Raw genomic sequence first — 26,666 nt, forward strand, 5'->3', positions numbered from 1 at the left:
GGGCAGACCTATCAGATTCGCCCCAGTCGTCACATCGTAAACAGGCCATCTCCACAGGGTCTGGCGTGCCCACGCCCGGCCATAGGCGGTATGTTGCTCATCTGTCTAGAGGTTGTGGGCCAGCCCATTGACGACCTTACCAGTTGTTCCGGAACCATCGATACGCCCGCTTCAGTCCGATGACGCCGGACCGCTCGACCGGCATCTCGAAATCCCACCACTCGTCCTGCGGATTCGCCGCGTGCAGCGCCAGGCCAACGGTCGCGGCATGGCAGGGCGCGGTGTGCTGCTGAGCCAGCCCCTGGATCCGCAGCGGCCGGCCGATGCGGACGTTCTGGCCCAGGATGCGGGCGGCCAGGACGTCAAGGCCGGGGATCTGGCTTGCGCCCCCGGTCAGCACGATCTGGCGCGACGGCATGTGGTCGAAGCCGGCGGCGTCCAGCACCGCGCGCACGCCGTCCAGGATCTCCTCGACGCGCGGGCGCATGATGCCGATCAGGTCGGCGCGGCTGATGCTGCGCCGGTCGGTTTCCCAGTCCCCGGTCTCGGCGCCCGACGCCGCGCCCACGGCGATCATCTCGACATCGTCGCGGCCCGTCGCCTCCAGCCCGCCATGGCGGGTCTTCAGCCATTCGGCCGTCTGCGTGGGCACGCGCAGGCCCTGGCTGATGTCGCGCGTCACCAGATCGCCCCCCATCCGCACCGCATCGGCAAAGATCATGTGCTTTTTCAGGAAGATGGACACGCCGGTCACGCCGCCGCCCATGTCGATGCAGGCCGCGCCCAGCTCCTGCTCGTCCTCGACCAGCGCCGCGCGACCGGCGGCATAGGCGGCCGATCCGACGCCCGCCAGTTCCAGATCGCAGCGGCGGATGCACTGGACAAGGTTGCTGGCGGCGGTGCCGTCGATGGTCAGCACGTGCATGTCCACGGCCAGCCGGTTGCCCACGTGGTCGCGGGGATCCGACAGGCCCGAGCGCGCATCGACCGCAAAGTTCACCGGCTGCGCGTGCAGCACCTCGCGCCCGCGGCCGAAATCGGGGGCGTCGCAGGCGGCCAGCACGGCGGCCACGTCCTGTTCGGTGACCTTGCCCGCGGTCAGGGTGATTTCCCCAGCCAGCCCGTACGAGGCGGGCCGCGCCCCGGCGATGGTGGCGATGACGTGATCGACGCGCACCCCCGCCTGTTTCTGGGCGCCCTGCACGACATGGCGCACCGCGCGCTCGGTCTCGCCCATGGTGTCGATCTCGCCATAGCGGACGCCGCGGGACTGCGTGGTGAACTGGCCGATCACGCGAAAGCTGGACTGTCCCGCCATCGGGCCCACGCCGTCGGTGTCGCGGAACTGCCCCGGCCCGTCGAACTGCAGGATGATGCAGGTGATCTTCGAGGTGCCGACGTCCAGCACGGCCAGCACGCCGCGCGCCATCGCCTGGCGGCGCATCTGCCGCATCGTCCGCTGTGCCTGATACAGATCCCGCATCGTCCCCCCGCTTGCCCGCCCGTGTCCTCAGCCCCGGTCCGCGGGCCGCTTGCCCGCCGCCGCCCCGGCCTTGCCGCCCGCAGCCCCGTCCTTGTCCTCGTCCGGCTCGATCACCGATCCGTCGGGCGCAAGCTCGGGCATTCCCAGCGCGCGGCGCAGGGTGTTCTGCGCGGTCAGGCCCAGCCGCAGGATCGGCCGGCCCGGATCGCGCAGGTCCACCGCCACCACGTCGCGCGCCAGCAGGCCGCCCTCGCGGTCCATCGCCAGCGCCTGTTCCAGCGCCGCGACCGGGCGCTCGGCCGGCAGCATGATGCGCTGGCCGCGGTCCAGCACCAGGTCCCAGCGCCGCTCGCCCATCCGTTCCAGCCCGCGCAGGCGGGGCAGCACAGGGCCCGCGGCGTCGATCAGCGCCATCGCCTCGGCCGCGCGCGCGCCCGCGCCCTCGCCCGCGATCATCGGCAGGTCGCGGCGCACGTCGCGCGACGTGACCGAGGCGACGCGGTACCCGCCCTTGTCCAGCAGGTCGATGCCGCGCGCGTGCCGCCACAGCACGGCCGGGCGGCGTTCGGTCACATGCGCCGACAGGATGCCGCCGGGCATGATCCGCAGCTCGACCTTCTCGACCGCGTCCAGCCGCTCGACCTGCGTCCGCAGGCTGTCCAGGTCGATGTCGAAGCTGGACGCCGGCAGCGTCACCGGCAGCATCGCCAGCAGCCCCTTCTCCACGGCCGCCGAGGCGCCCGAGATCTGCATCCGGTGGACCATGAAGGCCTCGCGCGTCTGCACCTTCTCGATCATCGCCGTCACCCCGCCCTGAAGCGAGGCGCGGCGGGTCTCGTCCGACAGCCACAGGCCCGCGATCATGCAGGCCAGGAACGCCGGCAGGCCGATCCGAATGACGCGGCGGTAAAGCGGCGTCAGCCACATCCGCGTCAGCCGATAGGACAGCCGCGAGGGCGCGGGGTCGCGCCGCTGCGGGCGGGTGGCCGCAACCGCGGCCCCAGCGGGCTGCGGGCGGCCCGCCGGCGGGCGCACCGGCGCGGGCCGGGCGCCCCAGCCCAGCGAAGGGGTCAGGCGGTTCAGTCCCGGCATAGCGCGTCCTCTACCATCCAGCGCACCAGCGCGGGGAAATCGATGCCGGCGTGGGCGGCCTGCTCGGGCGCCAGCGACGTCGGCGTCATGCCGGGCTGGGTGTTGGTTTCCAGCAGCACCAGCCCGTCCAGCCCGCGCGAGTCGTCCCAGCGGAAATCCGTCCGGCTGAGGCCGCGGCATCCCAGCGCCCGGTGGGCGCGCAGGGCATAGTCGTGGCATGCGGCCGCGATGGCGGCGGGGATGGCGGCGGGCACGACGTGACGCGACCCGCCGGCGGTGTATTTCGCGTCGTAGTCGTACCAGCCCTCGGTCAGGATCTCGGTCACGCCCAGCGCGCGGTCGCCCAGCACGGTCGTCGTCAGCTCGCGCCCCGGCGCATAGCGTTCCACCATCACATGCGCGGGCATCGTGTCGGACAGCCGGGGCGGACCGTCGGCGGCATCATGGACGATGTAGACGCCCACCGACGAGCCCTCGTCGTTGGGCTTGACCACATAGGGCGGCGGCAGGACATGGCGCGCGCGCACCTCGTCGGCGCAGGCGATCACGCTGTCCACCACCGGCAGGTCCGCATCGCGGAACGCCTGCTTTGCGCGCGTCTTGTCCATCGCCAGGGCCGAGGCCAGAACGCCCGAATGGGTATAGGGCAGGCCCAGCCATTCCAGCAGGCCCTGGACGCAGCCGTCCTCGCCCCAGCGGCCATGCAGCGCGTTGAAGACGACATCGGGCGCGGCCTCGGCCAGCCGGGCCGGCAGCGACGCGCCGTCCTGCGGCCCGAGAGCGATCTCGACCACCGCGTATCCCGCCACCCGCAGCGCATCCGCGCATCCGCGACCCGAGGACAAGGACACCTCGCGCTCTGCCGAGGGGCCGCCCATCAGGACTGCTACGGTGTGGGCTGTCCTGCTCGACCTGCCCGCCACATCTGCCTTTTCCGCCCCGGTTTGCCGGAGACCGTTGCGGGGTGGTTGCACCCCGATTCCGCGCGCCGTTTGCGGCGCTGCGTCGCGGGCATGATAGTCACAAGCCCGGCATCTGGGAAAGGGGGTATCGACCGACCGCGTCGGGTTTGCCTGCGGCGGAAGGGCACGTCGGGGCAAGCGGGCGGGCGCGCCCGCGCAGACGGGAATGCCCTGGCCCGCCCGGCGGACACGGCGGCCCTGCGCAGCCCGTCCGCGGGCTGTCAGCCTGCCGCGGGGGGCGCTGGCTCGCCGATGCGGACGACCTCCCAGGTCAGGTCCAGCCCGGTCAGGGCGCGCACCCGGTCGCGGACCATCTCGCCCAGCGATTCCAGCTCGGCGGCGGTCGCGCCGCCGGTGTTGAGCAGAAAGTTCGGGTGTTTCTCGCTCATCTGCGCGCCGCCCAGGCGACGGCCGCGCAGCCCCGCCTCGTCGATCAGCGACCAGGCCTTCAGCGCCTGGCTGTCGTCGGCGCGCCCGGTCGAGCTGTGGCCGGCGGGGTTGCGGAAGGTCGATCCGGCGCTGCGCTCGCGCGTGGGCTGGCTGGCGTCCCGGCGCGCGATCTGGTCGTCCATCCGCGCGGCCAGCGCGTCCGGGTCGCCCCGTTCGGCGCGAAAGGTCGCGCCCGTCAGGACCCAGCCGGGCGGGATCTCGCTGTGGCGATAGGCGAAGCCCAGCTCGCGCCCGTCCAGCGTCACCGCCGCGCCGTCGCGCGCGACCAGGTCGGCCGTCACCAGGTGATCGGCCACATAGGCGCCATAGCAGCCCGCGTTCATGCACACGGCCCCGCCGATGCTGCCGGGGATCGTCCGCAGGAAGGTCAGGTCCAGTCCCGCCTCGGCCGCGCGCCGGGCGACATGGGCATCCAGCGCGGCGGCGCCCGCGCGGACGGTGTCGCCCTCGATCTCGATCCCGTTGAAGCCGCGGCCAAGGCGGATCACGACGCCCCGGATGCCGCCGTCGCGCACGATCAGGTTCGAGCCGACGCCCATCGGAAAGACGGGAACGGCCGGGTCCAGGTCGCGCAGAAAGGCCGCAAGGTCGTCGGCGTCGGCGGGCTGAAACAGCCAGTCGGCCGGGCCGCCCACGCGCAGCCAGGTCAGGTCGGCCAAGGGCCGGTTCGCAGTCAGGGTGCCGCGCGGGCGGGGCAGGTCGGTCATCGGCGTCTCCGCTGTTGGCGCGGTTCTTAGGGGCGCGCGCGGACTGCGGCAAGCAGGCAGAGGGGGCGGCAGGCGAGGGGGCCAGACGGGAGCCAGACCGGGGCCAGACGGGGCGGCGGGTTGCAATCTGCCCAAGGCAGCGGCACGATCCGCGCCGCAGACCGCCCGCATCCCGCGGCGGCATCCCCCCGAAGGCGAGGCTTGCCCATGACGACGCGCCGTCTGATCCCCCTGACCCTTGTGGCCGCCCTGTCGGCCGGTCCCGCGCTGGCCGACGATGCCGCCGCCTGTGGCACCATCCGGCTGTCGGACCCGGGTTGGACCGACATCACCGCCACCAACGGCGTGGCGGCCACCGTGCTCGAGGCGCTGGGCTACGAGGCCGACGTGCAGACCCTGTCCGTGCCCATCGGCTACGAAGCGATGAAGGGGGGCACCATCGACGTGTTCCTGGGCAACTGGATGCCCGCGCAAAAGGCGTTCCGCGAAGACCTGGAGAAGTCCGGCGCGGCGGTCGAGCTGGTGCAGAACCTGATCGGGGCCAAGTTCACGCTGGGCGTCAACAAGGCCGGTGCCGACCTGGGGGTCACGGATTTCTCGCAGCTTGACGCGCAGCGCGACAGGTTCGACGGCAAGATCTACGGGATCGAGCCCGGCGCGCCCGCCAACCAGTCCATCGCGAAGATGATCGCCGACGACAAGCACGGACTGGGCGACTGGGAACTGGTCGAATCGGGCGAGCAGGCGATGCTGGCGCAGGTCGCGCGCAACGATCAGGCCGGAACGCCCACGGTGTTCCTGGCCTGGGCGCCGCATCCGATGAACGTCGCGCACCAGATCACCTATCTGTCCGGCGGCGACGCCGAGTTCGGCCCCGATTTCGGCGGCGCGACCGTTCACACGCTGGCGCGCACGGGCTGGCCCGAACAGTGCCCCAATGCCGCCCGGCTGCTGGGCCAGATGATCTTCGACGTCGAGATGGAAAACGCCCTGATGGGCAGCATCCTCAACGACGGGATGGACGGCCCGGCGGCGGCCAGGGCGTGGCTTGCGGCTAATCCCGCGCCCCTGGCGGCCTGGCTGGACGGCGTGACCACGCTGGACGGCCAGCCCGGCCTGGCAGCGGTCGAGGCCGCGCTGAAGTGACGCATCGTGGCCGGGCGCGCCTGTCGCCCGGCCCTGCGCGCTTGCCGCGGGCGCCTGCCACGGGCGCCCGCCCGTCCCTTTCGTTTTTTCACAGGCGACCATGTCCCGCCCCAATATCCTGATCCTGATGGCCGACCAGCTGTCGGGGGTGCTGTTCCCGGATGGCCCGGCGGCCTTCCTGCACGCGCCCCATCTGCGCGCGCTGGCCGCCCGCTCGGCCCGGTTCGCGACCTGCTACACCGCCAGCCCGCTGTGCGCGCCCGCCCGGGCGTCGCTGATGTCGGGACAGTTGCCGCGCCGCACCCGCGTCTATGACAACGCGGCCGAGTTCGCGTCCGACATCCCCACCTATGCCCATCACCTGCGCCGCGCGGGCTATGCCACCTGCCTGTCGGGCAAGATGCACTTCGTCGGCCCCGACCAGATGCACGGGTTCGAGGAGCGGCTGACCACCGACATCTATCCCGCCGACTTTGGCTGGACCCCCGATTACCGCAGGCCGGGCGAGCGGATCGACTGGTGGTATCACAACATGGGATCGATCACCGGCGCGGGCGTGGCGGAAATCACCAACCAGTACGAATATGACGACGAGGTCGCGTATCACGCCTGCCGCAAGCTTTACGACCTGTCGCGGGGCGCGGACGAGCGCCCCTGGTGCCTGACGGTCAGCTTTACCCATCCGCACGACCCGTTCGTCGCGCGCCGGCGTTACTGGGACCTGTACGAGAACGCCCCCGAACTGGAACCGCCCCCGCCGATCCCCTATGCGGCGCAGGACCCCCATTCGCAGCGCATCCTGGACGCCTGCGACTGGCGCAACTATGCCATCACGCCCGATCAGGTCCGCCGCGCGCGGCAGGGGTATTTCGCCAACATCAGCTATGTCGACGACAAGATCGGCGAGATCCTGGGCGTGCTGCGCGATACCCGCCAGCAGGCGATCGTCGTCGTGCTGTCGGACCACGGCGAGATGCTGGGCGACCGCGGCCTGTGGTTCAAGATGACCTTCTTCGACCCCTCGGCCCGGGTGCCGCTGATGATCGCGCCGGTCGAGGGCATGGGGCCGGCGCTTGCGACCGGCAGGGTGGACACGCCGGTCAGCACCATCGATCTGCTGCCGACGCTGTGCGATCTGGTCGGGCTATCGATGGACGAGGTGATGCCCTGGACCGATGGCGTCTCGCTGTGCCCGGTGGCGGCGGGCGCGCCGCGCGGTCCCGTGCCGATGGAATACGCCGCCGAAGGAACGGTGTCGCCGATGGTGGCGATCCGCGACGGGCGCTGGAAATACACCCGCTGCCTGGCCGATCCCGAACAGCTGTTCGACCTGGACGCGGACCCGTCCGAACGCACCGACCTGGCCCCCGACCCCGCGCAGGCGGGCACGCTGGCCCGCCTGCGGGCGATGGCCGAGGCGCGCTGGGACCTTTCCGCCTATGACGCCGAGGTGCGCGAAAGCCAGGCACGGCGCTGGGTGGTGTACGAGGCGCTGCGCAACGGCGCGTATTTCCCCTGGGACTACCAGCCGCTGATGCAGGCATCCGAACGCTACATGCGCAACCACATGAACCTGGACACGCTGGAGGAGAGCAAACGCTTTCCCCGCGGCGAGTGACCGCCGGCCGCCTGGGGCGGGGCGCGGCCCCGGGCCGGAACACAGCCGGCGATCCGGGGGGCCACGAGGCGCGCCGTGATCGACACGGCGGCCTGGCGGCGGCTGCCTGTCGCTGCGGCGGCCAGCCCCGGGCGAAGGGCCAGCCTCCCCGAAAGCCCGTTGTCTCAGGCGGAACGCGGCACCCCCTCGCACCCGGCAGGCCGGGCTGCCGGCCCCTGCCCTAACGCTCGCGGTGGGCGGCCCAGAACCCGGCCACCGCCCCCAGGATCAGCGACACCAGGGCGGGTGTCACGACAAAGAAGATGATCCCCGCCTGCTGCGCCATCTGGTCCAGCGGCAGGGTGCGCTGCGTGAGGATCCAGCCGCCCAGCGCCACCACCGCACAGAACCCCAGCGCCATCGCCAGACCCAGCGGGCCATTGCGCCGGGTCAGCCACCAGGCGGCCAGGCCGGGCACGATGCCTGCGATCAGTCCCGGCACCAGCCAGTCTCCCAGTTCGATCATGTCAGTCGCTTTCCGCCGAGGGCAAGGCGCGGCCCGTTCGCGCGCCGCTGGTGCGCTGTGGCCGCAGCAGCAGCGCCAGGCCGACCAGAAAGGCCGCCAGCCCCAGCAGCGGCCCGCATTTCCACGTCACCAGCCCCAGGATGGGCACCCCGGCCACGACCGCCACGACCAGCGCGCGCATCCGGTGGCGGTACGGCAGGCGGCCGATCAGCGACACGCCCAGCACCCACAGGACGCTGGCGGCAAGGCACAGGATGGCGTGCCAGGCAACCATCTCAGGCCGCCCGCGCCATCAGCCGGTCGGGCAGCGCATTCGCCCAGGTCGAGATCGTGCCCGCCCCCAGGCAGACCACCATGTCGCCCGGCCGCGCCTGCTCGCGCACCAGCCGCACCAGGTCGGTTTCGTCCATGACCGCGCGGGCATGGCGGTGGCCGTGGGCGATCAGCCCGGCCACCAGATCGTCGCGCGATGCGCCGGGGATCGGGTCCTCGCCCGCGGAATAGACCTCAGCGATGGCGACGACGTCGGCCTCGTTGAAGCAGGTGCAGAAATCGTCGAACAGGCTCGACAGGCGCGAATAGCGGTGCGGCTGGTGCACGGCGATCACGCGTCCCTGGGTGGACTGGCGCGCCGCCTTCAGCACGGCGGCGATCTCGACCGGGTGGTGGCCATAGTCGTCGATGATGGTCACGCCCCCCACCTCGGCCACCTTGGTAAAGCGGCGACCCACGCCGGCAAAGCGCGACAGCGCCTCGCGGATCTGGGCGCGCTTCATCCCCAGGTGACGGGCCACGGCGATGGCCGACAGCGCATTCGACACGTTGTGGTCGCCCGGCATGGGCAGGGTGCAGCCCTCGATCACCGGCACCGCGCCGTCGTCGCCCCGTTCCCCTTGCAGGGCCACGTCGAAATGGGCGACGCCGCTGTCATAGCGCAGGTTGATCGCCCGCACGTCGGCCTGGGCGTTGAAGCCGAAGGTGACGATGCGCCGGTCGGTGACGCGGCCGACCAGGCTTTGCACCTCGGGGTGGTCGGTGCAGCAGACGGCCAGCCCATAGAACGGGATGTTCGACACGAAGTCGGTGAAGCCCTTGCGCAGCGCGTCGAAGCTGCCCCAGTGCTCCATGTGCTCGGGGTCGATGTTGGTCACGATGGCGATGGTCGCGGGCAGGCGGTTGAAGCTGCCGTCCGATTCGTCGGCCTCGACCACCATCCATTCGCCCGCACCCGCGCGCGCGTTCGAGCCATAGGCATGGATCACGCCGCCGTTGATGACGGTGGGATCGAACCCCCCCGCATCCAGCAGCGTCGCCACCATCGTCGTCGTCGTGGTCTTGCCGTGGGTGCCCGCGATGGCGATGTTCGATTTCAGGCGCATCAGCTCGGCCAGCATCTCGGCCCGGCGCACCACGGGCAGGCCGCGGCGGCGCGCCTCCTCAAGCTCGGGGTTGCCCTTCTTGATGGCGGTCGAGATCACGACCACGCCCGCGTCGCCGATGTTGTCGGCGCGCTGACCCTCGAACACGGTGGCGCCCAGGGTTTCCAGCCGGTCGGTGATCTTGGACCGCTTGGCGTCGGACCCCTGGACCGCATAGCCAAGCGTCATCAGCACCTCGGCGATGCCGGACATGCCGATGCCGCCGATGCCGACAAAATGGATGGGGCCCAGCTCGCCGGGCAGTTTGGTGGCAGCGTTCATGCGGCAAGCTCCGTCACGAGGTCATGCAGGCGGGCCGCCGCGTCGGGGCGGCCCAGCGACAGGGCGGCGGCGGCCATCTGGGCCGCGCGGGTTCCGTCCGAAAGGATGGCGTGCAGGTCGCGCGTCAGGCTAGCCGCGTCAAGCACGGATTCGGGCAGCACGATCGCCGCGCCTGCGTCGGCCAGGGCGCGGGCGTTGGCCGACTGGTGGTCGCCCGCCGCCGCCGCATAGGGGATCAGGATCGACGGGCGCCCAATCGCGGCGATGTCGGCCAGCGACGACGCGCCGGCGCGGCTGACGACCAGATGCGCCGCCGCGACCCGTTCGGGCACGTCGGTGAAGAACGGCTGCACCTCGGCGGGAACCCCTGCGCGATCATAGGCGGCGGCGACGCGGTCGGCGTCCTCGGCCCGCGCCTGATGGCTGACGGACAGCCGCGCGCGCATCGTGTCCGGCAGGGCCGCGACCGCGGCGGGCACGATGTCCGACAGCACCCGCGCGCCTTGGCTGCCGCCGATGACCAGCAGGCGCAGCGGCCCCTCGGCCGGGGGGTCATAGGGCGCGCCTGCGCGGTCCAGCACCGCCTGCCGCACCGGGTTGCCGGTATGGACGGCGGTGACGCCGCCCGGCAGCTCGGTGGGCCAGGTTCCGCAGGCGACGGTCTGCACGCGGGGGGCAAAGGCGCGGTTGACGCGGCCCATGACCCCGTTCTGTTCATGGATCATCCGCGGGATCCGCAGGGCCAGTGCCGCGCTCATGGCGGGGATGGTGGGATAGCCGCCAAAGCCCACGACCACCGCCGGGCGGTCGGCGCGCGCTGCGGCGATGGCGCGCGCGATGCCCGCCCCGATCCGCGCGGGCGAGGTCAGACGGCCCAGCAGCCCGCCCCGCGCCGTCGTGGCCGAGGGCACGACCTTGCGGACCACGGCCGGCGGGAACCCCCCGGCATAGCGCGCGCCGCGGTCGTCGGTGGACAGCGTGACGCGCCAGCCTGCCGCCAGCAGGCGTTCGGCCAGCGCCTGCGCGGGGAACATGTGCCCGCCTGTGCCGCCGGCCGCGATCAGCGCCAGCCGTCCCTGTCCCGCCCGCCCGGTCATCGCGCCGCGCGCCCCAGCACGTCGGCGATCAGGGTCTGCGGCCGGGTGCGGGTCAGCGCCAGCAGCATGCCCATCGCGATCCCCGAGGCGATCACCGACGAGCCGCCATAGCTGACGAAGGGCAGCGTCATCCCCTTGGCCGGCAGCAGCCGCACCGCCACGCCCATGTTGATCAGCGCCTGCACGCCAAAGGCGCAGGCCAGCCCTGTGCCCGCGATGCGCGCGAACGGGTCGCGTTCGCGCAGCAGGCGCCACAGCGAGCGGGTGACGATCACGCCGTACAGCGCGATGATGATCATCACCAGGGCAAAGCCGTATTCCTCGGCGGCGACGGCGATGATGAAGTCGGTGTGCGCGTCGGGCAGCGACCACTTGACCGACCCCTCGCCCACGCCCACGCCGAAAAACCCGCCCTCCTGGATGGCGTTGGTGGCATAGCCGATCTGCGTGCGCGGATCGACCTCGGCCGACAGGAAGCCGTTGATGCGGCGGGCGAAGTGCTCCGAGCTGTTGTAGGCCAGAACGCCCCCCGCCCCGGCCAGCCCGATCGACCCCGCGATCAGCGACACCGGCGCGCCGGCGACGAAATACATCACCAGCCAGGAAAACAGCACCAGCGACGCCTGCCCGAAGTCGGGCTGGAACGCCAGCAGGACGATGACGACCAGCGCCACGAAAAAGGAATACAGCCGCCCCGGCGGTCCGCCCACCGCCTGCGAGGCGGCCATGAACCAGGCGCACAGCGCCACGAAGCCGGGCTTGAGGAACTCGGACGGCTGGACCGAGGCAAAGCCCAGCGACAGCCAGCGTGTGGCCCCCTTGCCAAAGTCGGTGCCGATCACCGGCAGCGCGATCACGGTCGCCAGCGCCCCCAGGAACAGCACCACCCCCAGCCGGCGCACCTGCACCGGCGACAGCATCGAGATGACCAGCATCACGCCCAGCGCCGCGCCCCCGAAGATCAGCTGCCGGGTGACATAGTAGAACTGCGGCAGGTTGTTGCGCTCGGCCAGCGGAACCGATGCGGCCAGTCCCAGCAGCAGCCCGATGGCGAACAGCAGCAGCACGCAGGCCATCGACCAGCGATCGACCGTGCGCCACCAGCGTGGAAGAATCGGATCGCCCGCCCGCACGGGCGTGGCGCCAAAGACCATCTCGGTCATGGGAATACCGCCGTCACTGCCTCTGCCCTGCCCGGTTGGTCCGGGTCTGGGGACAAGGATAGCGCGATTGCGGGCCCCGCGCTACTGCGGATTGGGCGCGGCGGGATCACGGGGCCGCGCGCCGCGCAGCGCCTCGCGCCGGGCCAGGGCTGCGGGGGACCAGTGGTCGGCGGCGCGGTAATAGCCTTGGGCCGCGGGCACGCCGTCGGGCAGGACGACCCACGGGCGGCGGGTGCCGACAAAGATGTGGATGTCGGGCGACAGCGTGGTCGCGTCGTCCAGCGTGCCGGTGCGGACGAAGGCCATCGCGCGCCCCGCGCCGGCATAGTGGCTGAGGATGGTGCCGCCGCAGTCCGCGCACTGCACCAGCACCTGCCCCTTGCCCGAGGCGGTGGGGATCGTGCGTTCACGCACCGGCCCCGTGACGGCCACGCGGTCGGTCTCGATCAGCGCGTTGACGGCGAATGCGCTGCCCGTCTCGCGCTGGCACCAGCTGCAATGGCAGCACTGCACGAACAGCGGCGCGTCGGCCAGCCGATAGGTGACAGACCCGCAGATGCACCGTCCGTTCATCGTGTTCCCCCTGCTGGACTGGGGCGAGGGTGGCGCGCGGCGTGCGGTGGGGCAAGCCCCGTCAGCGCGGCAGCGCGGCGACCAGCGCGGCAAAATGCTCGCCGCGCTTCTCGAAGTTGGGATACTGGTCAAAGCTGGCCGCGGCGGGGGCCAGCAGGACGGTGTCGCCGGGCTGCGCCTCGGCGCTCGCGCGGGCCACCGCCGCCTCCATCGTCTCGACGACCTCGTGCGGGGTCGCGCCAAGCTGCAGGGCAAAGTCGCGGGCCGAATGGCCGATCAGATAGGCCTTGGCCACGCGGCCCAGATGCGGGGCGAGCGCGGCGATGCCGCCGTCCTTGCCGAGCCCCCCCGCGATCCAGCGGATGCGGTCGAAGGCCAGCAGCGCCTTGGCCGCGGCGTCGACATTGGTGGCCTTGCTGTCGTTGACCCATCGCACGTCCCCGATCACGGCCAGCGTCTGGCTGCGGTGCGGCAAGCCGGCAAAGGTCACGAACGCGGCCTCGATCTCGCGCGGGGACAGCCCGACGCTGCGGCAGGCGGCATAGGCAGCGCAGGCGTTCTGGTGGTTGTGCGCGCCGGGCAGGCCCCTGATCTCGCGCAGGTCGATGGACGCCACCTGCCGGCCCTTGCGCCATTCGGCCAAGAACCCCTTGCGGGCCGACACCGCCCAGCCGAACCCGTCCAGCCTGCCCTCGACCGAGACACGGATCACGCGGTCGTCCTGCGGCCCCTGCGCGAGCTGGTTGGCAAGATAGCGCCCCTCGGCCTCGTCCACGCCGACGACCGCGCGGTCCGGGCCGCCCTCGGCAAACAGCCGCCGCTTGGCCGCGAAATAGCCCCCCATGCCCCCGTGCCGGTCCATGTGATCGGGCGACAGGTTCGTGAACACGGCGACATCGGGCGTCAGCGCGCGGGCGAGGTCGGTCTGATAGGACGACAGCTCCAGCACCACGACCTCGCCGTCCTCGGGCGGGTCAAGCGACAGCACGCCCGTCCCGATGTTGCCCCCCATCTGCGTGGGCCGCCCCGCTTCGGTCAGGATGTGGTGGATCAGCGCCGTGGTGGTCGATTTCCCGTTCGACCCGGTGACGCAGATCACGCGCGGCGGCTTGTCCATCTGGTCCCAGTCGCCCGTCGCAAAGCTGCGGAAGAACAGGCCGATGTCGTTGTCCACGGGCACCCCCCGCGCCAGGGCCTGTGCAATGGCCGGATGGGGCGCGGGGTAAAGATGCGGGATGCCGGGCGAGGTGATGAGCGCCGCGACCGGCTCCGCCCAGCCCGTGTCGCGGGTCAGGTCGAGAAGCGTCAGCCCGTCCGACTGCGCCTGCGCGCGCGTCTCGGCGCTGTCATCCCAGGCGACGACGCGCGCGCCCCCTGCGGCCAGCGCCGCGGCGCTGGCCCGGCCCGATCGCCCGAGGCCGAGGACGGCGATGGTCTGGTTCTCGACGCCCTGGACGGGGATCATGGTCGGCTCCTGTGGCGCGGGTGCCGGGGGCCAGCCCCCGGACCCCCGGGATATTTGGACAAGGAAGAATCCCTCACCTCAGCTTCAGCGTGCTCAGCCCGATCAGCGCCAGGATGATGGCGATGATCCAGAAGCGGATAACGATGGTCGGCTCGGCCCAGCCCTTTTTCTCGAAGTGGTGGTGGATCGGGGCCATCAGGAACACGCGCTTGCCGGTGCGCTTGAAGTACAGCACCTGGATGATGACGCTCAGCGCCTCGACCACGAACAGGCCGCCGACGATGGCCAGCACGATCTCGTGCTTGATGCAGACGGCGATGGCCCCCAGCGCGCCGCCCAGCGCAAGGCTGCCGGTGTCGCCCATGAACACCGCGGCGGGCGGCGCGTTGTACCACAGAAACCCCAAGCCCCCCCCGATCAGCGCGGCGGTGAAGACCACGATCTCGCCCGTGCCGGGGACGAAGTGGACGCCGAGGTAGTTGGCGAAATTGGCGTTGCCGACCAGGTACGAGATCACGCCGAACGTGCCGGCGGCGATCATCACCGGGCCGATGGCCAGCCCGTCCAGCCCGTCCGTCAGGTTCACCGCGTTGGCCGCGCCGACGATCACCAGCATCGCGAAGGGAACGAAGACGATGCCCAGCCCGATCAGCGCATCCTTGAAGAAGGGCAGCGCCAGTTGCCCCGACAGGGCGTCGGGGTGCAGCGCCGCGGCGGCAAGGCCCGCCAGCGCCCCCACGGCCAGGCCGATCCCCATCCGCACCCGGCCCGACAGCCCCGCGTGATGCTGCTTGGTGACCTTGGCGTAATCGTCGGCAAACCCGATCGCCGCGAACGCCGCCGTGACCAGCAGCACGATCCAGATATAGCCGCTGTCCAGCCGCGCCCACAGCAGCGTGGACACGAACAGCGCCGACAGGATCAGCAGCCCCCCCATCGTCGGCGTGCCCGCCTTGACGAAATGGGTCTGCGGGCCGTCGTCGCGGATCGGCTGGCCCTTTTTCTGCTTGAACCGCAGCCAGTTGATCAGCGGCCGCCCGAACAGGAAGCCAAAGACCAGTGCCGTGAAGAACGCGGCCCCTGCCCGGAAGGTGATATAGCGGAACAGGTTGAACACGCCGCCCCCGTCGGAAAGCGTGGTAAGCCAGTAAAGCATCCGGTCAGGTCCGTTCTTGCGTCGCAGGGGGGGGCGTCTGGCGTGATTTGCGGATCGCGTCAACCACGCGGGCGACCTGCGATCCCTTGGACCCCTTGACGAAGACGACATCGCCCTCGGCCACCAGATCGTCCAGTCGCGCGATCAGCGCGTCGGCGTCGGGCGCCCACAGGCCCCGCCGGCCGGCGGGCAGCGCGTCGTGCAGGTGCCGCATCCGCGGCCCGCAGCAGTGGACCACGGCGACGCCTGCCATCGCGGGGTCGTCCGCCATCGCGGCGTGCAGGGCGTTTTCGTCCGGCCCCAGTTCCAGCATGTCGCCCAGGATCGCGACGCGCCGGCCCGCCGGCAGCCGGTCCAGCGTGGCAAGCCCGGCCGACAGGCTGGCGGGATTGGCGTTGTAGCTGTCGTCCAGCAGCGTGACGCCGCCCAGCCGTTCGACCGCGCCGCGCCCCCGATAGGGCCGCCAGTCGGCAAGCCCCCGCGCCGCCGTGGGCAGGTCCGCGCCCAGCCGGACCAGCGCCGCCAGCACGCCGACGGCGTTCATGACGAAATGCGCCCCGGCGGTGGCCAGCGTCGCGCAGGCCGTCTCGCCCAGCACGCGCGCGGTCAGGGTCGTGTGGCCATCGGCATCGACGGCGACCGACAGGGGTTTCGCCATGCCGTCGCGACCAAAGCCCACGACGATGGCGCCCACCGCGTCGGCGGCGTCGCGCAGGATGGGGGTGACGTCCAGGTCCTCGGGGATGATCGCGCTGCCCATCGGCTCAAGCCCCGCAAAGATCGACGCCTTCTCGCGGGCGATGCCGTCCAGCGATCCGAACGCCTCGAGATGCGCGGGGGCGATGGTGGTGATCAGGGCGACATGGGGACGCGCCATGCGGGCCAGCGGCTCGATCTCTCCGGGGTGGTTCATGCCCAGTTCGAGAATCGCATAGTCCGTGTCGGCCGGCATCCGCGCCAGCGTCAGGGGCACGCCCCAATGGTTGTTCAGGCTGGCCTCGGCCGCGTGGATCCGGCCCAGGGGCGCCAGGGCGGCGGCGGCCATGTCCTTGGTCGAGGTCTTGCCGACCGACCCGGTGATCGCCAGCACCCGCGCGCCCGTCCGGGCGCGGCCGGCGCGGCCCAGCGCCACCAGCGCGGCCATGACGTCGGGAACCACCAGCAGCGGCGCGTCCGCGGCCACGCCGTCGGGAATGCGGCTGACCAGCGCGGCGGCCGCGCCCCTGGCCAGCGCCTGCGCGACGAAACCATGGCCGTCGCGCGCGTCCTTCAACGCGACGAACAGATCGCCCGGCCGGATCGTGCGGCTGTCGATGGACAGGCCGTCCGCCGCCCAGTCCGCGGTCACGCGCCCCCCGGTCGCTGCGGCGGCGTCGGCCGCGGTCCACAGGGTCATATCATGCCATCCAGCGCGGCCACGGCGACAGAGGCCTGCTCCGCGTCGTCAAAGGGGAACACGTCGGTGCCGACGATCTGCCCGGTCTCGTGCCCCTTGCCGGCGATCAGCAGCGCGTCGCCGGGTTGCAGGGCGTCCACGCCGCGCAGGATCGCCTCGGCCCGGTCGGCGACCTCGGTGGCCTCGGATCCCGCGCCGGCCATGACCTCGGCCCGGATGGCGGCGGGGTCCTCGGTGCGGGGGTTGTCGTCGGTGACATAGACGACATCGGCGTGCTGCGCCGCCGCCTGCCCCATCAGCGGCCGCTTGCCCCGATCCCGGTCGCCGCCCGCGCCGATCACGACGATGATGCGGCCCAGAACGTGCGGGCGCAGCGATTGCAGCGCGGCGGTCACCGCGCCGGGCTTGTGGGCATAGTCCACGAACACGGCCGCCCCGTTGCGGCGAACGGCCGCAAGCTGCATCCGGCCGCGCACGGTGGTCAGGCCCGGCAGCGCATCGACCACGCGCTGCGGCTCGGCCCCCGTCGCGATGACCAGCGCCGCCGCGGCCAGCACGTTTTCGGCCTGAAAACCGCCGATCAGGTCAAGCCGCACCAGATGGGCCTGCCCGTTCAGCGCGAATCGCACCTCCTGCCCGGTGGCGTCATAACGCTGTCCCAGAATACGCAGGTCCGCGTCCGGCCCGCGGCCGATCGTCACCAGATGCAGGCCGCGGTCGCGGGCAATCTGCGCCATCTGCACCCCGCGGGGGTCGTCGGTGTTGACGACCGCAAAGCTTCCCGGTTCCAGAACGCGCGTGAACAGCAGCGCCTTGGCCGCGAAATACGCGTCGAAGTCCTTGTGATAGTCCAGGTGGTCCTGGCTGAAGTTGGTGAACGCCCCGGCCTTCAGGCGCACACCGTCCAGCCGCCGCTGGTCCAGCCCGTGGGACGACGCCTCCATCGCGGCGTGGGTGACGCCGGCGGCCGCCGCCTCGGCCAGCACCCGGTGCAGCGTGACCGGGTCGGGGGTCGTGTGGGCCAGCCTGGCGACATGGTCGCCCTCGACCCCCATGGTGCCCAGGCTGATCGCCTTGTGGCCCAGCGCCTGCCAGAGCTGGCGGGTAAAGCTGGCGACCGAGGTCTTGCCCGAGGTGCCGGTGACGGCAACGACCGTGTCGGGCTGGGCGTCGAACCACAGCGCCGCCGCCCCGGCCAGCGCGGCGCGCGCATCCTCGGCCACGACCAGCGCCGCGTCGGACCCGGCCAGCGCACCGGCGGCCATCTCGGCGCCCGCGCGGTCGGTCAGGATCGCCGCCGCCCCCTGGCGCAGCGCATAGGGGATGAACTCGGCCCCATGGACCGCCGATCCGGGCAGCGCCGCGAACAGATGCCCGTCGCGCACCGTGCGCGAATCCAGCGACAGGCCCGTGATCTGCGGATCGCGCCCGTCGCGCGCCCGCAGGCCAAGCCGGTTCAGCCCCTTGCCGTTGCCTGTCACCCTGTCCCCCGTTGTCAGTTGGACACGACCTTTAGGCCATCGTCCGGCCGGGGTGCAATCACGGGCAGGGTCACGTGGTCGGGGCGCAGGCCCAGCATGGGCGACAGGCGGTGAACCAGCGCGGCGGCGACCGGCGCGGCCGTGGCGCCGGCGGTGCGCGATTCCCCGCCGCCGGCGGCCGCGACCGACGGCTCGTCCAGAGACACCACCAGGACATAGGCCGGCTTGTCGGACGGATAGACCGCCGCGAAGGTCGAGACGACCTTGCTGGCGTAATAGCCCCCGCCCGGCCGCGGCTTGTCGGCGGTGCCGGTTTTACCCCCCACGCCATAGCCCGCAACCTCGGCCTGCCGGGCGGTGCCGCGCGTCACCACCTGGCGCAGCAGATCGCGCGCGGCGGCGGCGGCGCGCGGCGACAGCACCTGCTCGCCGGGCGGATGGTCCTTGCGGTGAACCAGCGTCGGCCGCACGCGGCGCCCGTCATTGGCCAGCGTGGCATAGGCCGACGCCAGATGCAGGGGGCTGGCGGCCAGCCCGTGACCGAATGCGACCGTCGCCGCCGTCACCGCAGGCCAGCGCTGCGGCACCAGCGGCTTGCCGGTCGGGCCCTCGGACATCTCGACCGGGGTCGCCTCGAAGAAGCCCAGGTCCTTCAGGAACTTCTGCTGGCGGTCGGCCCCCAGCATCTGCGCGATCCGCACCGTCCCCACGTTCGAGGATTTCACGATGATGTCCGCGACCGACAGCTGCCCGCCATAGTTGTGAAAGTCGTGGATCAGATACTTGCCGATCTTCATCGGCGAGGACGAGTTGATCATGGTGTTGGCATTGACCAGCCCCTCGTCGATCGCCTGCGCCACGGGAAAGATCTTGAAGGTCGAGCCGAGCTCGTACTGGCCCTGCACCGCGCGGTTGAACAGCGGGCTGTCCGACGGGTCCCCCTTGAGCAGCGGCTTCGGCCGGTCGTTGGGGTCAAAGTCGGGCAGGCTGGCCATGGCGACGATCTCGCCGGTCGCCACCTCCATCAGGATGCCGGTCGCGCCCTTGGCGTTCATCACCTTCATGCCGTTGCCCAGCACCTCCTCCATCGCGGCCTGCGCCGTCAGGTCGATGGACAGCGCCAGCGGCGCGCCGGCGTTGGCGGGGTCGCGCAGCCAGTTGTCGAAGGCCTTCTCGACGCCGGCCATGCCCAGCACCTCGGCGCTGCTGACGCCCTCGTTGCCGAACTGCGATCCGCCCAGGATGTGGCTGGCGAGGCGCCCGTTGGGGTAAAGCCGCATCTCGCGCGGGCCGAAGACAAGGCCCGGCTCGCCGATGTCGTGGACCGCCTGCATCTGCTCGGGGCTGAGCTTTTTCTTGATCCAGACGAACTTGCGGTCACCGGTCAGGTCGGCCGCAAGCCGCTTGGCGTCCAGGTCCGGGAAGATCTCGGCCAGTTCCCGCGCGGCGCGCGCCGGATCGACCAGGTCGCGCGGATGGGCATAAAGCGCGTGCGTGGACAGGTTGGTGGCCAGCACCCGGCCGCGCCGGTCCACGATGTCGGCGCGCTGCGAGATGATCTGCGCGCCCGAGGCCAGCGCCCGCGGCTCGGTCGGCTGGCTGTGGGCCAGCGCCCCCATGCGGAACCCGACCAGACCGAAGGCCAGGACAAAGCTGCCCACGATCACCTTCAGCCGGGTTTCCGCGCGCCTGCGGGCCTTGTCCTGGATCTCGGCGTGGCGCGCGGCGCGCAGCTCGGCTTCGATCTCGTCTGGGTCCTGTCCCGTCTCGCGGGCGCGCAGGATGCGGGCCAGTGGGCGCAGGGGCGTGAGAATCATGGCGGTCACTCCTCGGGCAGGGCGGAAGGGGCGGCAGTGGGGGCCGGACCAAGCCAGCCCGGACGGGCGCGCGGGCCGCCGGCATAGGCTGCGGCGGGTGCGGGGCCTGCGGCGCCCAGTTCGATGTCGGGCGGCGCCGGCGCATCGGGCGCGGGGTAATCGACGTTGGCCGCAGTGCCGAACTGGCCTGCGCCCACCGGCACCAGGCGCAGCCGGTCAAAGTTCAGATCGACCAGCTCGCGCAGCCGGTCGGGCCGGTTGAGAAACGCCCATTCCGCCCGCAGCACCCCCAGGTTGTCGCGCAAGCCGGCCATCTCGTTCTGGACCGCCTGCATGCGGTCGATCTGGCCCTGGGTGCGATAGTTTTCGCGATAGGCCCAGAAGGCCAGCCCCATCACGACCAACGCGACAAGCAGATACAGCACCGACCGCATCATCCGCCCCCGGGCAGGATGGGCTGCGCCAGGGACGCGCCCTCGATGGCGCGGGCCGGTGCATCGGTGCGGATGGCCACGCGCAGCAGCGCCGAGCGGGCGCGGGGGTTGGCGGCCAGTTCGGCGTCGTCGGGACCGATCGCGCGCCGGAACGGCAGGGTGAACGCCGCGGCGTCCTGCACCACCTGCGGGGCATGGCGGCTGCCGCCGCCCGCGGCGTTGGCGCGCGCCTGCATGAATCGCTTGACGATTCGGTCCTCCAGCGAATGAAAGCTGACGACGGCCAGCCGGCCGCCGGGCTTCAGCGCCCGCTCGGCCGCGGTCAGGCCCGCGACCAACTGGCCGAACTCGTCGTTGACCCAGATGCGGATGGCCTGAAAGGCGCGGGTGGCGGGATGGCTCTGCCCGGGCTTTGCCCGCGGCAGCTGGGCGGCGACGATCTGCGCCAGTTCGCCCGTGCGCGACAGCGGCCGGGCGGCCACAATGGCGCGGGCGATCCGGCGCGCGGCGCGCTCCTCGCCATAATGATACAGCACATCGGCGATGGTGGATTCGTCCGCCCGGTTCAGAAGGTCGGCGGCAGAGGGTCCGTCGCCGCCCATCCGCATGTCCAGCGGCCCGTCGCGCAGAAAGGAAAAGCCGCGGTCCGGCTGGTCCAGCTGCATCGAGCTGACGCCCAGATCCAGCACCACGCCGTCCAGCGGCTCGCCCGCCAGGCTGTCCAGATCGGAAAACGTGCCGGGCACCAGCCGCAGCCTGTCGCCGTACGCGGCAGCCCATGCTGCTGCGAGGGCAAAGGCAGACGGGTCGCGGTCGATGCCGATCACCCGGCCCGCGCCCGCCTCCAGCAGGCCCCGGGCATAGCCGCCGGCCCCGAAGGTGCCGTCAGCCCAGACCCCCGATACCGGGGCCACCGCCGCCAGAAGCGGACGCAGCAGGACGGGAACGTGCGGGGCCTCCACCACTCAGGCCCCGGGTGTCTTGGGCGGCAGCGGCGGCAGCAGCGAGCGCGGATCGAAGCCAGGCTCGAAGCTGGCGACCAGCGCCTCGACCGCGTCGCCCTCGACCTCGGAATAGGTTTCGGGTCGCCACACCTTGAGGTAATCGCCCGCGGCGACAAAAAAGGCGCGGTCATCCAGCCCGATCTTCTCGCGCAGCTTCTGCGGCAGGACCAGGCGCCCGTCGGGGTCGATCTCGGCCTCCTCGGCGCTGCCATGCATGATGGATTCCAGCAGGCGGCGTTCGGCCGAGCCGCGCTGCATCAGGTCGATCTGGTCGTCGATCTCCTGGATCGCCTCGATGGTGTACAGTTCCAGGTGGCGCCACTCGTCACGGCCGTAGACGATGACCAGTTGCGGGCGCCTGCCGGATTCCCAGTCGGGGTCGCAGGTCTCGAAGACGCGGCGGAACTTGGCCGGGATCGAGACGCGCCCCTTGGCGTCGACCTTCACCTCGTCCGAGCCTCTGAACCTGCGCGCCAAGCCCGCATTCCTTCCACTGTCCCTGCCCGCAACGGGAAAGGGCGGATCGGGCCGCTGCCACTGCCCGATCCGCCGCCCTCGTCCCATCTCTGGGCCCCGAAGTTTCGGGGATCGCCCGTGTTCGTCGCGCCACCTCGGGGGAAGGTGCTGCTCGCGCGCGACCGGGTCGCTTTGCGGAAGGCGGGTGCCTGTATGAAGCCTGCCTTGGCCGGGGTCTTGGTCGCCCCTTCACTGCCCGTCATCCGTGTTACAGGGGATGCCATGGGAATTCATGGGAAGCAACGGATATCTGCGGTCTGCCAGGGTCATTCCCCACGTCCCATCACGGGAACGGCCGCAGAACGCCTATGTGGAAATGTTATTCATCATAAGGCCTTGAGAGAAAAAACCCGAATCCCTACAACATCTTGAGGGCTGTTTTCTGTTGCAGGATCGACGCAGAGCGCGGGTTTCAGCCCAAGCCTCGCCCGCACGCGGCAAGGCCCCGCCGACCCTGCTGATCGCGCGGACTCACGAAGTGGTGATTCTGGATTTCGCCGGGCCGGCGCCCCCGACACAGGCAGTTTCCCGTCATTTCCCGGCGTGCTGCCACCTGTGCGCCCTCAGGCCATGCCGCCCGCGACCAGGCGGGCCGCCAGACGGGCATAAGCGTCCGACACCGGGCCAGACCCCGCGGCGACCGGCTGACCCGAATCGCCCCCCGTGCGCACCGACAGATCCAGCGGGATCTCGCCCAGGAATGGCAGGCCACGCGCCTGCGCCTCGGCCGCGACGCCCCCGTGACCGAACAGATGCGCCTCGTGCCCGCAGTTCGGACAGACATAGGTAGACATGTTCTCGACAAGTCCGAGAACCGGGGTCTTGAGCTTGTCGAACATGTCGATCGCCCGGCGCGCGTCGATCAGCGCCACGTCCTGCGGGGTGGACACGATGATGGCGCCAGTCACCGGCGCCTTCTGGCACAGGCTCAGCTGCACGTCGCCGGTGCCGGGCGGCAGATCGACCAGCAGAACGTCCAGGTCGCCCCACTCCACCTGGTTCAGCATCTGCTGCAGCGCCCCCATCAGCATCGGGCCGCGCCAGACCACGGCCTCGCCTTCCTTCATCATCAGGCCAAGGGACATCATGGTCACGCCGTGGGCGCGAATGGGAATGATCCGGTCGCCCTCGCTGCGGGGGCGTTCCGTCACGCCCAGCATCCGCGGCTGGCTCGGCCCATAGATGTCGGCGTCCAGGACGCCCACGCGGCGGCCGCTGCGGGCCAGCGCCACCGCCAGGTTCGTCGTCAGGGTGGATTTCCCGACCCCGCCCTTGCCCGAGCCGATGGCCACGATCCGGGCAACGCCGGGGATGGCCTGGGGTCCGGCCTGCGGGGTCGGGTGGCGGCCGATCTTCAGCGCCGGCGGGGCCCCAGCGCCGCTTTGGGCGGCGACCGGCGGCGCCTTTCCGGCCGGGGCCGTGGTGACGATCTGGACACGCGCGACCCCCGGCAGCGCGCGCAGCCGCGCCTCGGCCTCGGCGCGCGCGGGCTCAAGCGCGCGCGCATAGGTGGCGTCCGGCGCCTCCAGCACAAAGCGGACGTCATCGGGGCCGATCTGCAAGGCGCGGACAAGATCCGCCTCCACCATCGAGCGACCGCCGGGAACGATCACGCGGCCCAGTTCGGCCATCACGGCCTCACGACTTACACCCATCTTTCTGTCTCCACCTGCTGCGTTCCGGTCCATCGACTATAGGCAAGCCGCGCCGGGGCCGACAGCCCGCACAGCCGGCCTGCTGCCACGCAGCGAAACACAGGAAAGTTCCACCGAAACCTTGCGTCACGATCATAGCTCAACAAAACTCAGTTTGACCTGTGACCAAAAAAACATCATTCTGCTGCTTAACCAGCCAATCACCTGTATGTGAAATGCACTGTGCGCATGGCTGTTCCGCGCAAACATCCATTGTGCAGTCGCAGCAAAACTTGCATCTTGCATCCAAGGAATGGACGCCGACCTCCTCCCCGGCCGACGTTCCTGTCTTGCGGCGCCCCTCTCCTCCTCCCTGGGGTGACGCTGGCACGGCGGCGGCCCCTCCCTCCTCCCCGGGGCCGCCGCTTCCCTCTCCCGCCGGGTCAAGGCGGGACCAGTTACGGCGGCCCCCTCCTCCTCCCTGGGGCCGATCGTTCGCGGTGGCGGCCCCTCCTCCTCCCAGGCGGCCACCGCACCCCATACGCGGCCCCTCCTCCCGGGCCAGCGTTGCGCGGCGGCACCCCTCCTCCTCCCCGGGTGCCGCCGCTTTCCATTCTGATCGGCGGCCACTACTCACGGGGCATGTTGTCCTATCAGCACGCCTATCACGCCGGAAACCTGGCCGACCTGCACAAGCACGCGCTGCTGGCGGTTGCGCTGGCGCGCCTTGCGGCCAAGGACAAGCCGTTCACCTATCTCGAAACGCATGCCGGCCGCGGGCTTTACGACCTCCGCTCGCCCCAGGCCGCCCGCACGGGCGAGGCCACGGCGGGAATCACCCGCGCCCTGGCCGAGGACTGGCTGCCGGCCGACCACCCGTTGCTGTCTGCGCTGGCGGCGGTGCGCGCCGTGCACGGCCCTGATGCCTACCCCGGATCGCCCCTGATCGCGCGCCACTTCCTGCGGCCCGGCGACGTGGCCCATCTTGCCGAACTGCACCCGGCCGAATACCCCGCCCTGGCGGCGGTGGCGGGCTTTGCCCATCTGCACAATGCCGACGGCTTCGCCATGGCCAATGCCCTGATACCGCCCACGCCGCGGCGCGGCCTACTGCTGATCGACCCCAGCTACGAGGTCAAGGCCGACTTCGACCGCCTGCCGGGCATCGTCTCACGCCTGGCCCGCAAGTGGAACGTGGGGGTGATCGCCCTGTGGTATCCGGTGCTGGGCGACGCCCGCCACGCCGGCATGGTGGCGGACCTGACGGCCAGCCATCCGCAGGGACTGCTCTCTCAGGTGGGGTTTCGCCCGGCCCGCCCGGGCCATGGCATGATCGGATCGGGGATGTTCATCATCAACCCGCCCTTCGGCCTGGCGGACGAAGCGGCCCGGCTTGCCGCTGTCTTTCAGCCGCTGCGGTGACCGGCGCGCGACTTGCGGGATGGTGCCGCCGGGGATAAACGCAGCACAAGCAAAAGGAACACGCCATGTCGATTACCGAAGCCGAGGCCCGCAAGGTCGCGCATCTGGCGCGGATCGCGGTCGCCGACAACGCGCTTTCGGCGCTGGCGGCCCAATTGAGCGACATCCTGCAGTTCATGGAACAACTGAACGAGGTCGACGTCGAGGGCATCGAACCGATGACCGGCGTCGAGAAGATGCGCCTCAAGCGGCGCGAGGACGTGGTGACGGACGGATCGATGCAGGACCGCATCCTGAAGAACGCGCCCGACGCGCGCGAAGGCTTCTTCGCCGTTCCCAAGGTGGTGGAATGACCCTGAACAGCCTGACGATCGCCGAGGCGCGCGACCGCCTGCGCGCTCGCGACATCTCTGCCGTCGACCTGACCGAGGCCTGCCTGTCGGCCATCGACCAGGCAGGCGCGCTGAACGCGTTCGTCCATCACACGCCTGATCTGGCCCGCACCCAGGCCGCCGCGGCCGACGCGCGACTGGCGGCAGGCGACGCGCCGGCAATGTGCGGCATCGCGGTCGGGATCAAGGACCTGTTCTGCACGCGCGGCGTGCCCTCGCAGGCGGCCTCCCGCATCCTCGAAGGCTTTCGGCCTGAATACGAATCGACCGTCACGCAGAACCTGTTCGACGCCGGCGCGGTGATGCTGGGCAAGCTGAACATGGACGAGTTCGCCATGGGCTCGTCCAACGAGACCAGCGTCTATGGCGATGCGGTGAACCCGTGGAAGGTGGACGACCGGCTGCTGACGCCCGGCGGCTCGTCGGGCGGCTCGGCCGCGGCGGTGGCGGCCGACCTGTGCCTTGCCGCGACCGGCACCGACACCGGCGGCTCGATCCGCCAGCCCGCGGCCTTCACCGGCATCGTGGGGCTGAAGCCGACCTATGGACGCGTCAGCCGCTGGGGCACGATCGCCTTCGCCTCGTCGCTCGACCAGGCCGGGCCGATGACCCGGACGGTGCGGGACGCGGCAATCATGCTGGCCGCGATGGCCTCGGTCGATCCCAAGGATTCGACCAGCGCCGACCGCCCTGTTGAGGACTACGAGGCCGCGCTGACGGGCGACATCCGTGGCAAGCGCATCGGCATCCCCCGCGAATACCGAATGGACGGGATGCCGCCCGAAATCGACGCGCTGTGGGCGCAGGGCGCCGAGATGCTGCGCGACGCGGGCGCCGAGGTCGTGGACATCAGCCTGCCGCACACGAAATACGCGCTGCCCGCCTATTACGTCATCGCCCCTGCCGAGGCGTCGTCGAACCTGGCCCGCTATGACGGCGTGCGCTATGGCCGTCGCGCCAGGCTGGCCGCCGGTGACGGCGTGACCGAAATGTACGAACGGACCCGCGCCGAAGGCTTCGGCCCCGAGGTGCAGCGCCGCGTGATGATCGGCACCTATGTGCTGTCGGCGGGCTTCTACGACGCCTATTACAACCGCGCCCGCAAGGTTCGCGCCCTGATCAAGCGCGACTTCGACCAGGCCTTTGCCCAGGGGATCGACACGATCCTGACCCCCGCGACGCCCTCGGCGGCGTTTGCGCTGGGGGCGATGGACGCGGCCGACCCCGTCGAGATGTATCTCAACGACATCTTCACCGTGACCGTGAACCTCGCCGGATTGCCGGGCCTGTCGGTGCCTGTCGGGCTTGACGCGCAGGGCCTGCCTCTGGGGCTGCAACTGATCGGCCGTCCCTGGGACGAGGGCAACCTGCTGAACCATGGGCTCGTGCTGGAAAAGGCTGCGGGTTTTGTCGCCAAGCCCGTCCGCTGGTGGTAAGACCAAGATGACATTGC

Annotated in this window: 24 protein-coding genes; 5 read left to right on the top strand and 19 right to left on the bottom strand. The window is 71.0% G+C overall.

Annotated elements, in window-relative coordinates; translation table 11 throughout:
- Positions 1-136: 136 nt before the first annotated feature.
- The 4 genes from ftsA to murB all read right to left on the bottom strand — a co-directional run bounded on the left by ftsA (position 137) and on the right by murB (position 4,694).
- On the bottom strand, positions 137-1,483 hold the full coding sequence (gene ftsA, locus DPQ23_RS00205; protein ID WP_112872676.1) for a cell division protein FtsA: 1,347 nt from the start codon (positions 1,481-1,483) through the stop codon (positions 137-139).
- Positions 1,484-1,510: 27 nt separating this feature from the next.
- The gene (locus tag DPQ23_RS00210) at positions 1,511-2,575 is read right to left on the bottom strand and encodes a cell division protein FtsQ/DivIB (RefSeq protein WP_112872677.1); all 1,065 of its coding nucleotides are present in this window, start codon (positions 2,573-2,575) and stop codon (positions 1,511-1,513) included.
- Positions 2,563-3,498, bottom strand: a complete 936-nt coding sequence (locus DPQ23_RS00215) for a D-alanine--D-alanine ligase (RefSeq protein WP_112872678.1) — start codon at positions 3,496-3,498, stop codon at positions 2,563-2,565. Before DPQ23_RS00215 ends, DPQ23_RS00210 begins: the two co-directional genes overlap by 13 nt.
- 260 nt (positions 3,499-3,758) lie before the next feature.
- Positions 3,759-4,694, bottom strand: a complete 936-nt coding sequence (gene murB / locus DPQ23_RS00220; protein ID WP_112872679.1) for a UDP-N-acetylmuramate dehydrogenase — start codon at positions 4,692-4,694, stop codon at positions 3,759-3,761.
- Between the two features lie 207 nt (positions 4,695-4,901).
- On the opposite strand from murB, the gene choX reads away from it, so the two are divergent.
- A complete protein-coding gene (choX, locus tag DPQ23_RS00225) occupies positions 4,902-5,840 on the top strand; it encodes a choline ABC transporter substrate-binding protein (RefSeq protein ID WP_112872680.1) in 939 nt (312 codons plus the stop codon).
- Positions 5,841-5,940: 100 nt separating this feature from the next.
- Complete coding sequence (gene betC / locus DPQ23_RS00230; RefSeq protein WP_112872681.1) at positions 5,941-7,458, top strand: choline-sulfatase; 1,518 nt, start codon at positions 5,941-5,943, stop codon at positions 7,456-7,458.
- 220 nt (positions 7,459-7,678) lie between these two features.
- Here betC and DPQ23_RS00235 read toward each other — a convergent pair whose 3' ends face one another.
- The 15 genes from DPQ23_RS00235 to DPQ23_RS00305 form a co-directional block, all read right to left on the bottom strand.
- On the bottom strand, positions 7,679-7,963 hold the full coding sequence (locus DPQ23_RS00235) for a hypothetical protein (RefSeq protein WP_112872682.1): 285 nt from the start codon (positions 7,961-7,963) through the stop codon (positions 7,679-7,681).
- 1 nt (position 7,964) lies between these two features.
- On the bottom strand, positions 7,965-8,237 hold the full coding sequence (locus DPQ23_RS00240) for a DUF2484 family protein (RefSeq protein WP_112872683.1): 273 nt from the start codon (positions 8,235-8,237) through the stop codon (positions 7,965-7,967).
- A gap of 1 nt (position 8,238) precedes the next feature.
- Positions 8,239-9,663, bottom strand: a complete 1,425-nt coding sequence (gene murC, locus DPQ23_RS00245) for a UDP-N-acetylmuramate--L-alanine ligase (RefSeq protein WP_112872684.1) — start codon at positions 9,661-9,663, stop codon at positions 8,239-8,241.
- The gene (locus DPQ23_RS00250; RefSeq protein WP_112872685.1) at positions 9,660-10,760 is read right to left on the bottom strand and encodes a UDP-N-acetylglucosamine--N-acetylmuramyl-(pentapeptide) pyrophosphoryl-undecaprenol N-acetylglucosamine transferase; all 1,101 of its coding nucleotides are present in this window, start codon (positions 10,758-10,760) and stop codon (positions 9,660-9,662) included. Before DPQ23_RS00250 ends, murC begins: the two co-directional genes overlap by 4 nt.
- A complete protein-coding gene (locus DPQ23_RS00255) occupies positions 10,757-11,923 on the bottom strand; it encodes a peptidoglycan glycosyltransferase FtsW (RefSeq protein WP_112872686.1) in 1,167 nt (388 codons plus the stop codon). The genes DPQ23_RS00250 and DPQ23_RS00255 overlap by 4 nt, the downstream gene beginning before the upstream one ends.
- An 81-nt stretch (positions 11,924-12,004) precedes the next feature.
- The gene (locus tag DPQ23_RS00260) at positions 12,005-12,496 is read right to left on the bottom strand and encodes a GFA family protein (RefSeq protein ID WP_112872687.1); all 492 of its coding nucleotides are present in this window, start codon (positions 12,494-12,496) and stop codon (positions 12,005-12,007) included.
- Between the two features lie 61 nt (positions 12,497-12,557).
- A complete protein-coding gene (gene murD, locus DPQ23_RS00265) occupies positions 12,558-13,961 on the bottom strand; it encodes a UDP-N-acetylmuramoyl-L-alanine--D-glutamate ligase (RefSeq protein ID WP_112872688.1) in 1,404 nt (467 codons plus the stop codon).
- Between the two features lie 73 nt (positions 13,962-14,034).
- Positions 14,035-15,117 carry a phospho-N-acetylmuramoyl-pentapeptide-transferase gene (gene mraY, locus DPQ23_RS00270; protein WP_112872689.1) on the bottom strand — a complete coding sequence of 361 codons (1,083 nt, stop codon included), beginning with the start codon at positions 15,115-15,117 and terminating at the stop codon, positions 14,035-14,037.
- 4 nt (positions 15,118-15,121) lie between these two features.
- A complete protein-coding gene (locus tag DPQ23_RS00275; RefSeq protein ID WP_112872690.1) occupies positions 15,122-16,513 on the bottom strand; it encodes a UDP-N-acetylmuramoyl-tripeptide--D-alanyl-D-alanine ligase in 1,392 nt (463 codons plus the stop codon).
- Entirely contained in the window at positions 16,510-17,994 is a 1,485-nt protein-coding gene (locus tag DPQ23_RS00280) for a UDP-N-acetylmuramoyl-L-alanyl-D-glutamate--2,6-diaminopimelate ligase (protein ID WP_170310742.1), read from the bottom strand. The genes DPQ23_RS00275 and DPQ23_RS00280 overlap by 4 nt, the downstream gene beginning before the upstream one ends.
- Before the next feature lie 14 nt (positions 17,995-18,008).
- A complete protein-coding gene (locus DPQ23_RS00285) occupies positions 18,009-19,811 on the bottom strand; it encodes a peptidoglycan D,D-transpeptidase FtsI family protein (protein ID WP_112872691.1) in 1,803 nt (600 codons plus the stop codon).
- Between the two features lie 5 nt (positions 19,812-19,816).
- A complete protein-coding gene (gene ftsL / locus DPQ23_RS15815) occupies positions 19,817-20,245 on the bottom strand; it encodes a cell division protein FtsL (RefSeq protein ID WP_240602353.1) in 429 nt (142 codons plus the stop codon).
- Positions 20,245-21,210 carry a 16S rRNA (cytosine(1402)-N(4))-methyltransferase RsmH gene (rsmH, locus tag DPQ23_RS00295; RefSeq protein WP_112872692.1) on the bottom strand — a complete coding sequence of 322 codons (966 nt, stop codon included), beginning with the start codon at positions 21,208-21,210 and terminating at the stop codon, positions 20,245-20,247. The genes ftsL and rsmH overlap by 1 nt, the downstream gene beginning before the upstream one ends.
- On the bottom strand, positions 21,211-21,726 hold the full coding sequence (gene mraZ, locus DPQ23_RS00300; protein ID WP_112872693.1) for a division/cell wall cluster transcriptional repressor MraZ: 516 nt from the start codon (positions 21,724-21,726) through the stop codon (positions 21,211-21,213).
- Positions 21,727-22,328: 602 nt separating this feature from the next.
- The gene (locus DPQ23_RS00305) at positions 22,329-23,420 is read right to left on the bottom strand and encodes an Mrp/NBP35 family ATP-binding protein (RefSeq protein WP_112872694.1); all 1,092 of its coding nucleotides are present in this window, start codon (positions 23,418-23,420) and stop codon (positions 22,329-22,331) included.
- Positions 23,421-24,041: 621 nt separating this feature from the next.
- Here DPQ23_RS00305 and rlmJ point away from each other — a divergent pair.
- From rlmJ to gatA, 3 genes are all read left to right on the top strand, one after another.
- Complete coding sequence (gene rlmJ, locus DPQ23_RS00310) at positions 24,042-24,821, top strand: 23S rRNA (adenine(2030)-N(6))-methyltransferase RlmJ (protein WP_112872695.1); 780 nt, start codon at positions 24,042-24,044, stop codon at positions 24,819-24,821.
- Positions 24,822-24,886: 65 nt separating this feature from the next.
- Positions 24,887-25,174, top strand: coding sequence for an Asp-tRNA(Asn)/Glu-tRNA(Gln) amidotransferase subunit GatC (gatC, locus tag DPQ23_RS00315; protein ID WP_112872696.1), 288 nt, complete (start codon positions 24,887-24,889; stop codon positions 25,172-25,174).
- A complete protein-coding gene (gene gatA, locus DPQ23_RS00320; protein WP_112872697.1) occupies positions 25,171-26,649 on the top strand; it encodes an Asp-tRNA(Asn)/Glu-tRNA(Gln) amidotransferase subunit GatA in 1,479 nt (492 codons plus the stop codon). Before gatC ends, gatA begins: the two co-directional genes overlap by 4 nt.
- The last annotated feature ends 17 nt before the right edge of the window (positions 26,650-26,666 follow it).

This window comes from Paracoccus endophyticus (assembly GCF_003286075.1).
In the GTDB taxonomy this organism is placed as follows: Bacteria; Pseudomonadota; Alphaproteobacteria; order Rhodobacterales; family Rhodobacteraceae; genus Paracoccus; species Paracoccus endophyticus.

Coding starts and splice junctions, on each gene's coding strand:
- gatC (WP_112872696.1), top strand. CDS start 24,887: ATGTCGATTACCGAAGCCGAGGCCCGCAAGGTCGCGCATCTGGCGCGG.
- gatA (WP_112872697.1), top strand. CDS start 25,171: ATGACCCTGAACAGCCTGACGATCGCCGAGGCGCGCGACCGCCTGCGC.
- ftsL (WP_240602353.1), bottom strand. CDS start 20,245: ATGCGGTCGGTGCTGTATCTGCTTGTCGCGTTGGTCGTGATGGGGCTG.
- DPQ23_RS00260 (WP_112872687.1), bottom strand. CDS start 12,496: ATGAACGGACGGTGCATCTGCGGGTCTGTCACCTATCGGCTGGCCGAC.
- DPQ23_RS00250 (WP_112872685.1), bottom strand. CDS start 10,760: ATGACCGGGCGGGCGGGACAGGGACGGCTGGCGCTGATCGCGGCCGGC.
- murD (WP_112872688.1), bottom strand. CDS start 13,961: ATGATCCCCGTCCAGGGCGTCGAGAACCAGACCATCGCCGTCCTCGGC.
- choX (WP_112872680.1), top strand. CDS start 4,902: ATGACGACGCGCCGTCTGATCCCCCTGACCCTTGTGGCCGCCCTGTCG.
- murB (WP_112872679.1), bottom strand. CDS start 4,694: ATGACCGACCTGCCCCGCCCGCGCGGCACCCTGACTGCGAACCGGCCC.
- DPQ23_RS00285 (WP_112872691.1), bottom strand. CDS start 19,811: ATGATTCTCACGCCCCTGCGCCCACTGGCCCGCATCCTGCGCGCCCGC.
- DPQ23_RS00305 (WP_112872694.1), bottom strand. CDS start 23,420: ATGGGTGTAAGTCGTGAGGCCGTGATGGCCGAACTGGGCCGCGTGATC.
- ftsA (WP_112872676.1), bottom strand. CDS start 1,483: ATGCGGGATCTGTATCAGGCACAGCGGACGATGCGGCAGATGCGCCGC.
- rlmJ (WP_112872695.1), top strand. CDS start 24,042: ATGTTGTCCTATCAGCACGCCTATCACGCCGGAAACCTGGCCGACCTG.
- mraY (WP_112872689.1), bottom strand. CDS start 15,117: ATGCTTTACTGGCTTACCACGCTTTCCGACGGGGGCGGCGTGTTCAAC.
- DPQ23_RS00235 (WP_112872682.1), bottom strand. CDS start 7,963: ATGATCGAACTGGGAGACTGGCTGGTGCCGGGACTGATCGCAGGCATC.
- DPQ23_RS00210 (WP_112872677.1), bottom strand. CDS start 2,575: ATGCCGGGACTGAACCGCCTGACCCCTTCGCTGGGCTGGGGCGCCCGG.
- DPQ23_RS00240 (WP_112872683.1), bottom strand. CDS start 8,237: ATGGTTGCCTGGCACGCCATCCTGTGCCTTGCCGCCAGCGTCCTGTGG.
- betC (WP_112872681.1), top strand. CDS start 5,941: ATGTCCCGCCCCAATATCCTGATCCTGATGGCCGACCAGCTGTCGGGG.
- DPQ23_RS00275 (WP_112872690.1), bottom strand. CDS start 16,513: ATGACCCTGTGGACCGCGGCCGACGCCGCCGCAGCGACCGGGGGGCGC.
- DPQ23_RS00255 (WP_112872686.1), bottom strand. CDS start 11,923: ATGACCGAGATGGTCTTTGGCGCCACGCCCGTGCGGGCGGGCGATCCG.
- murC (WP_112872684.1), bottom strand. CDS start 9,663: ATGAACGCTGCCACCAAACTGCCCGGCGAGCTGGGCCCCATCCATTTT.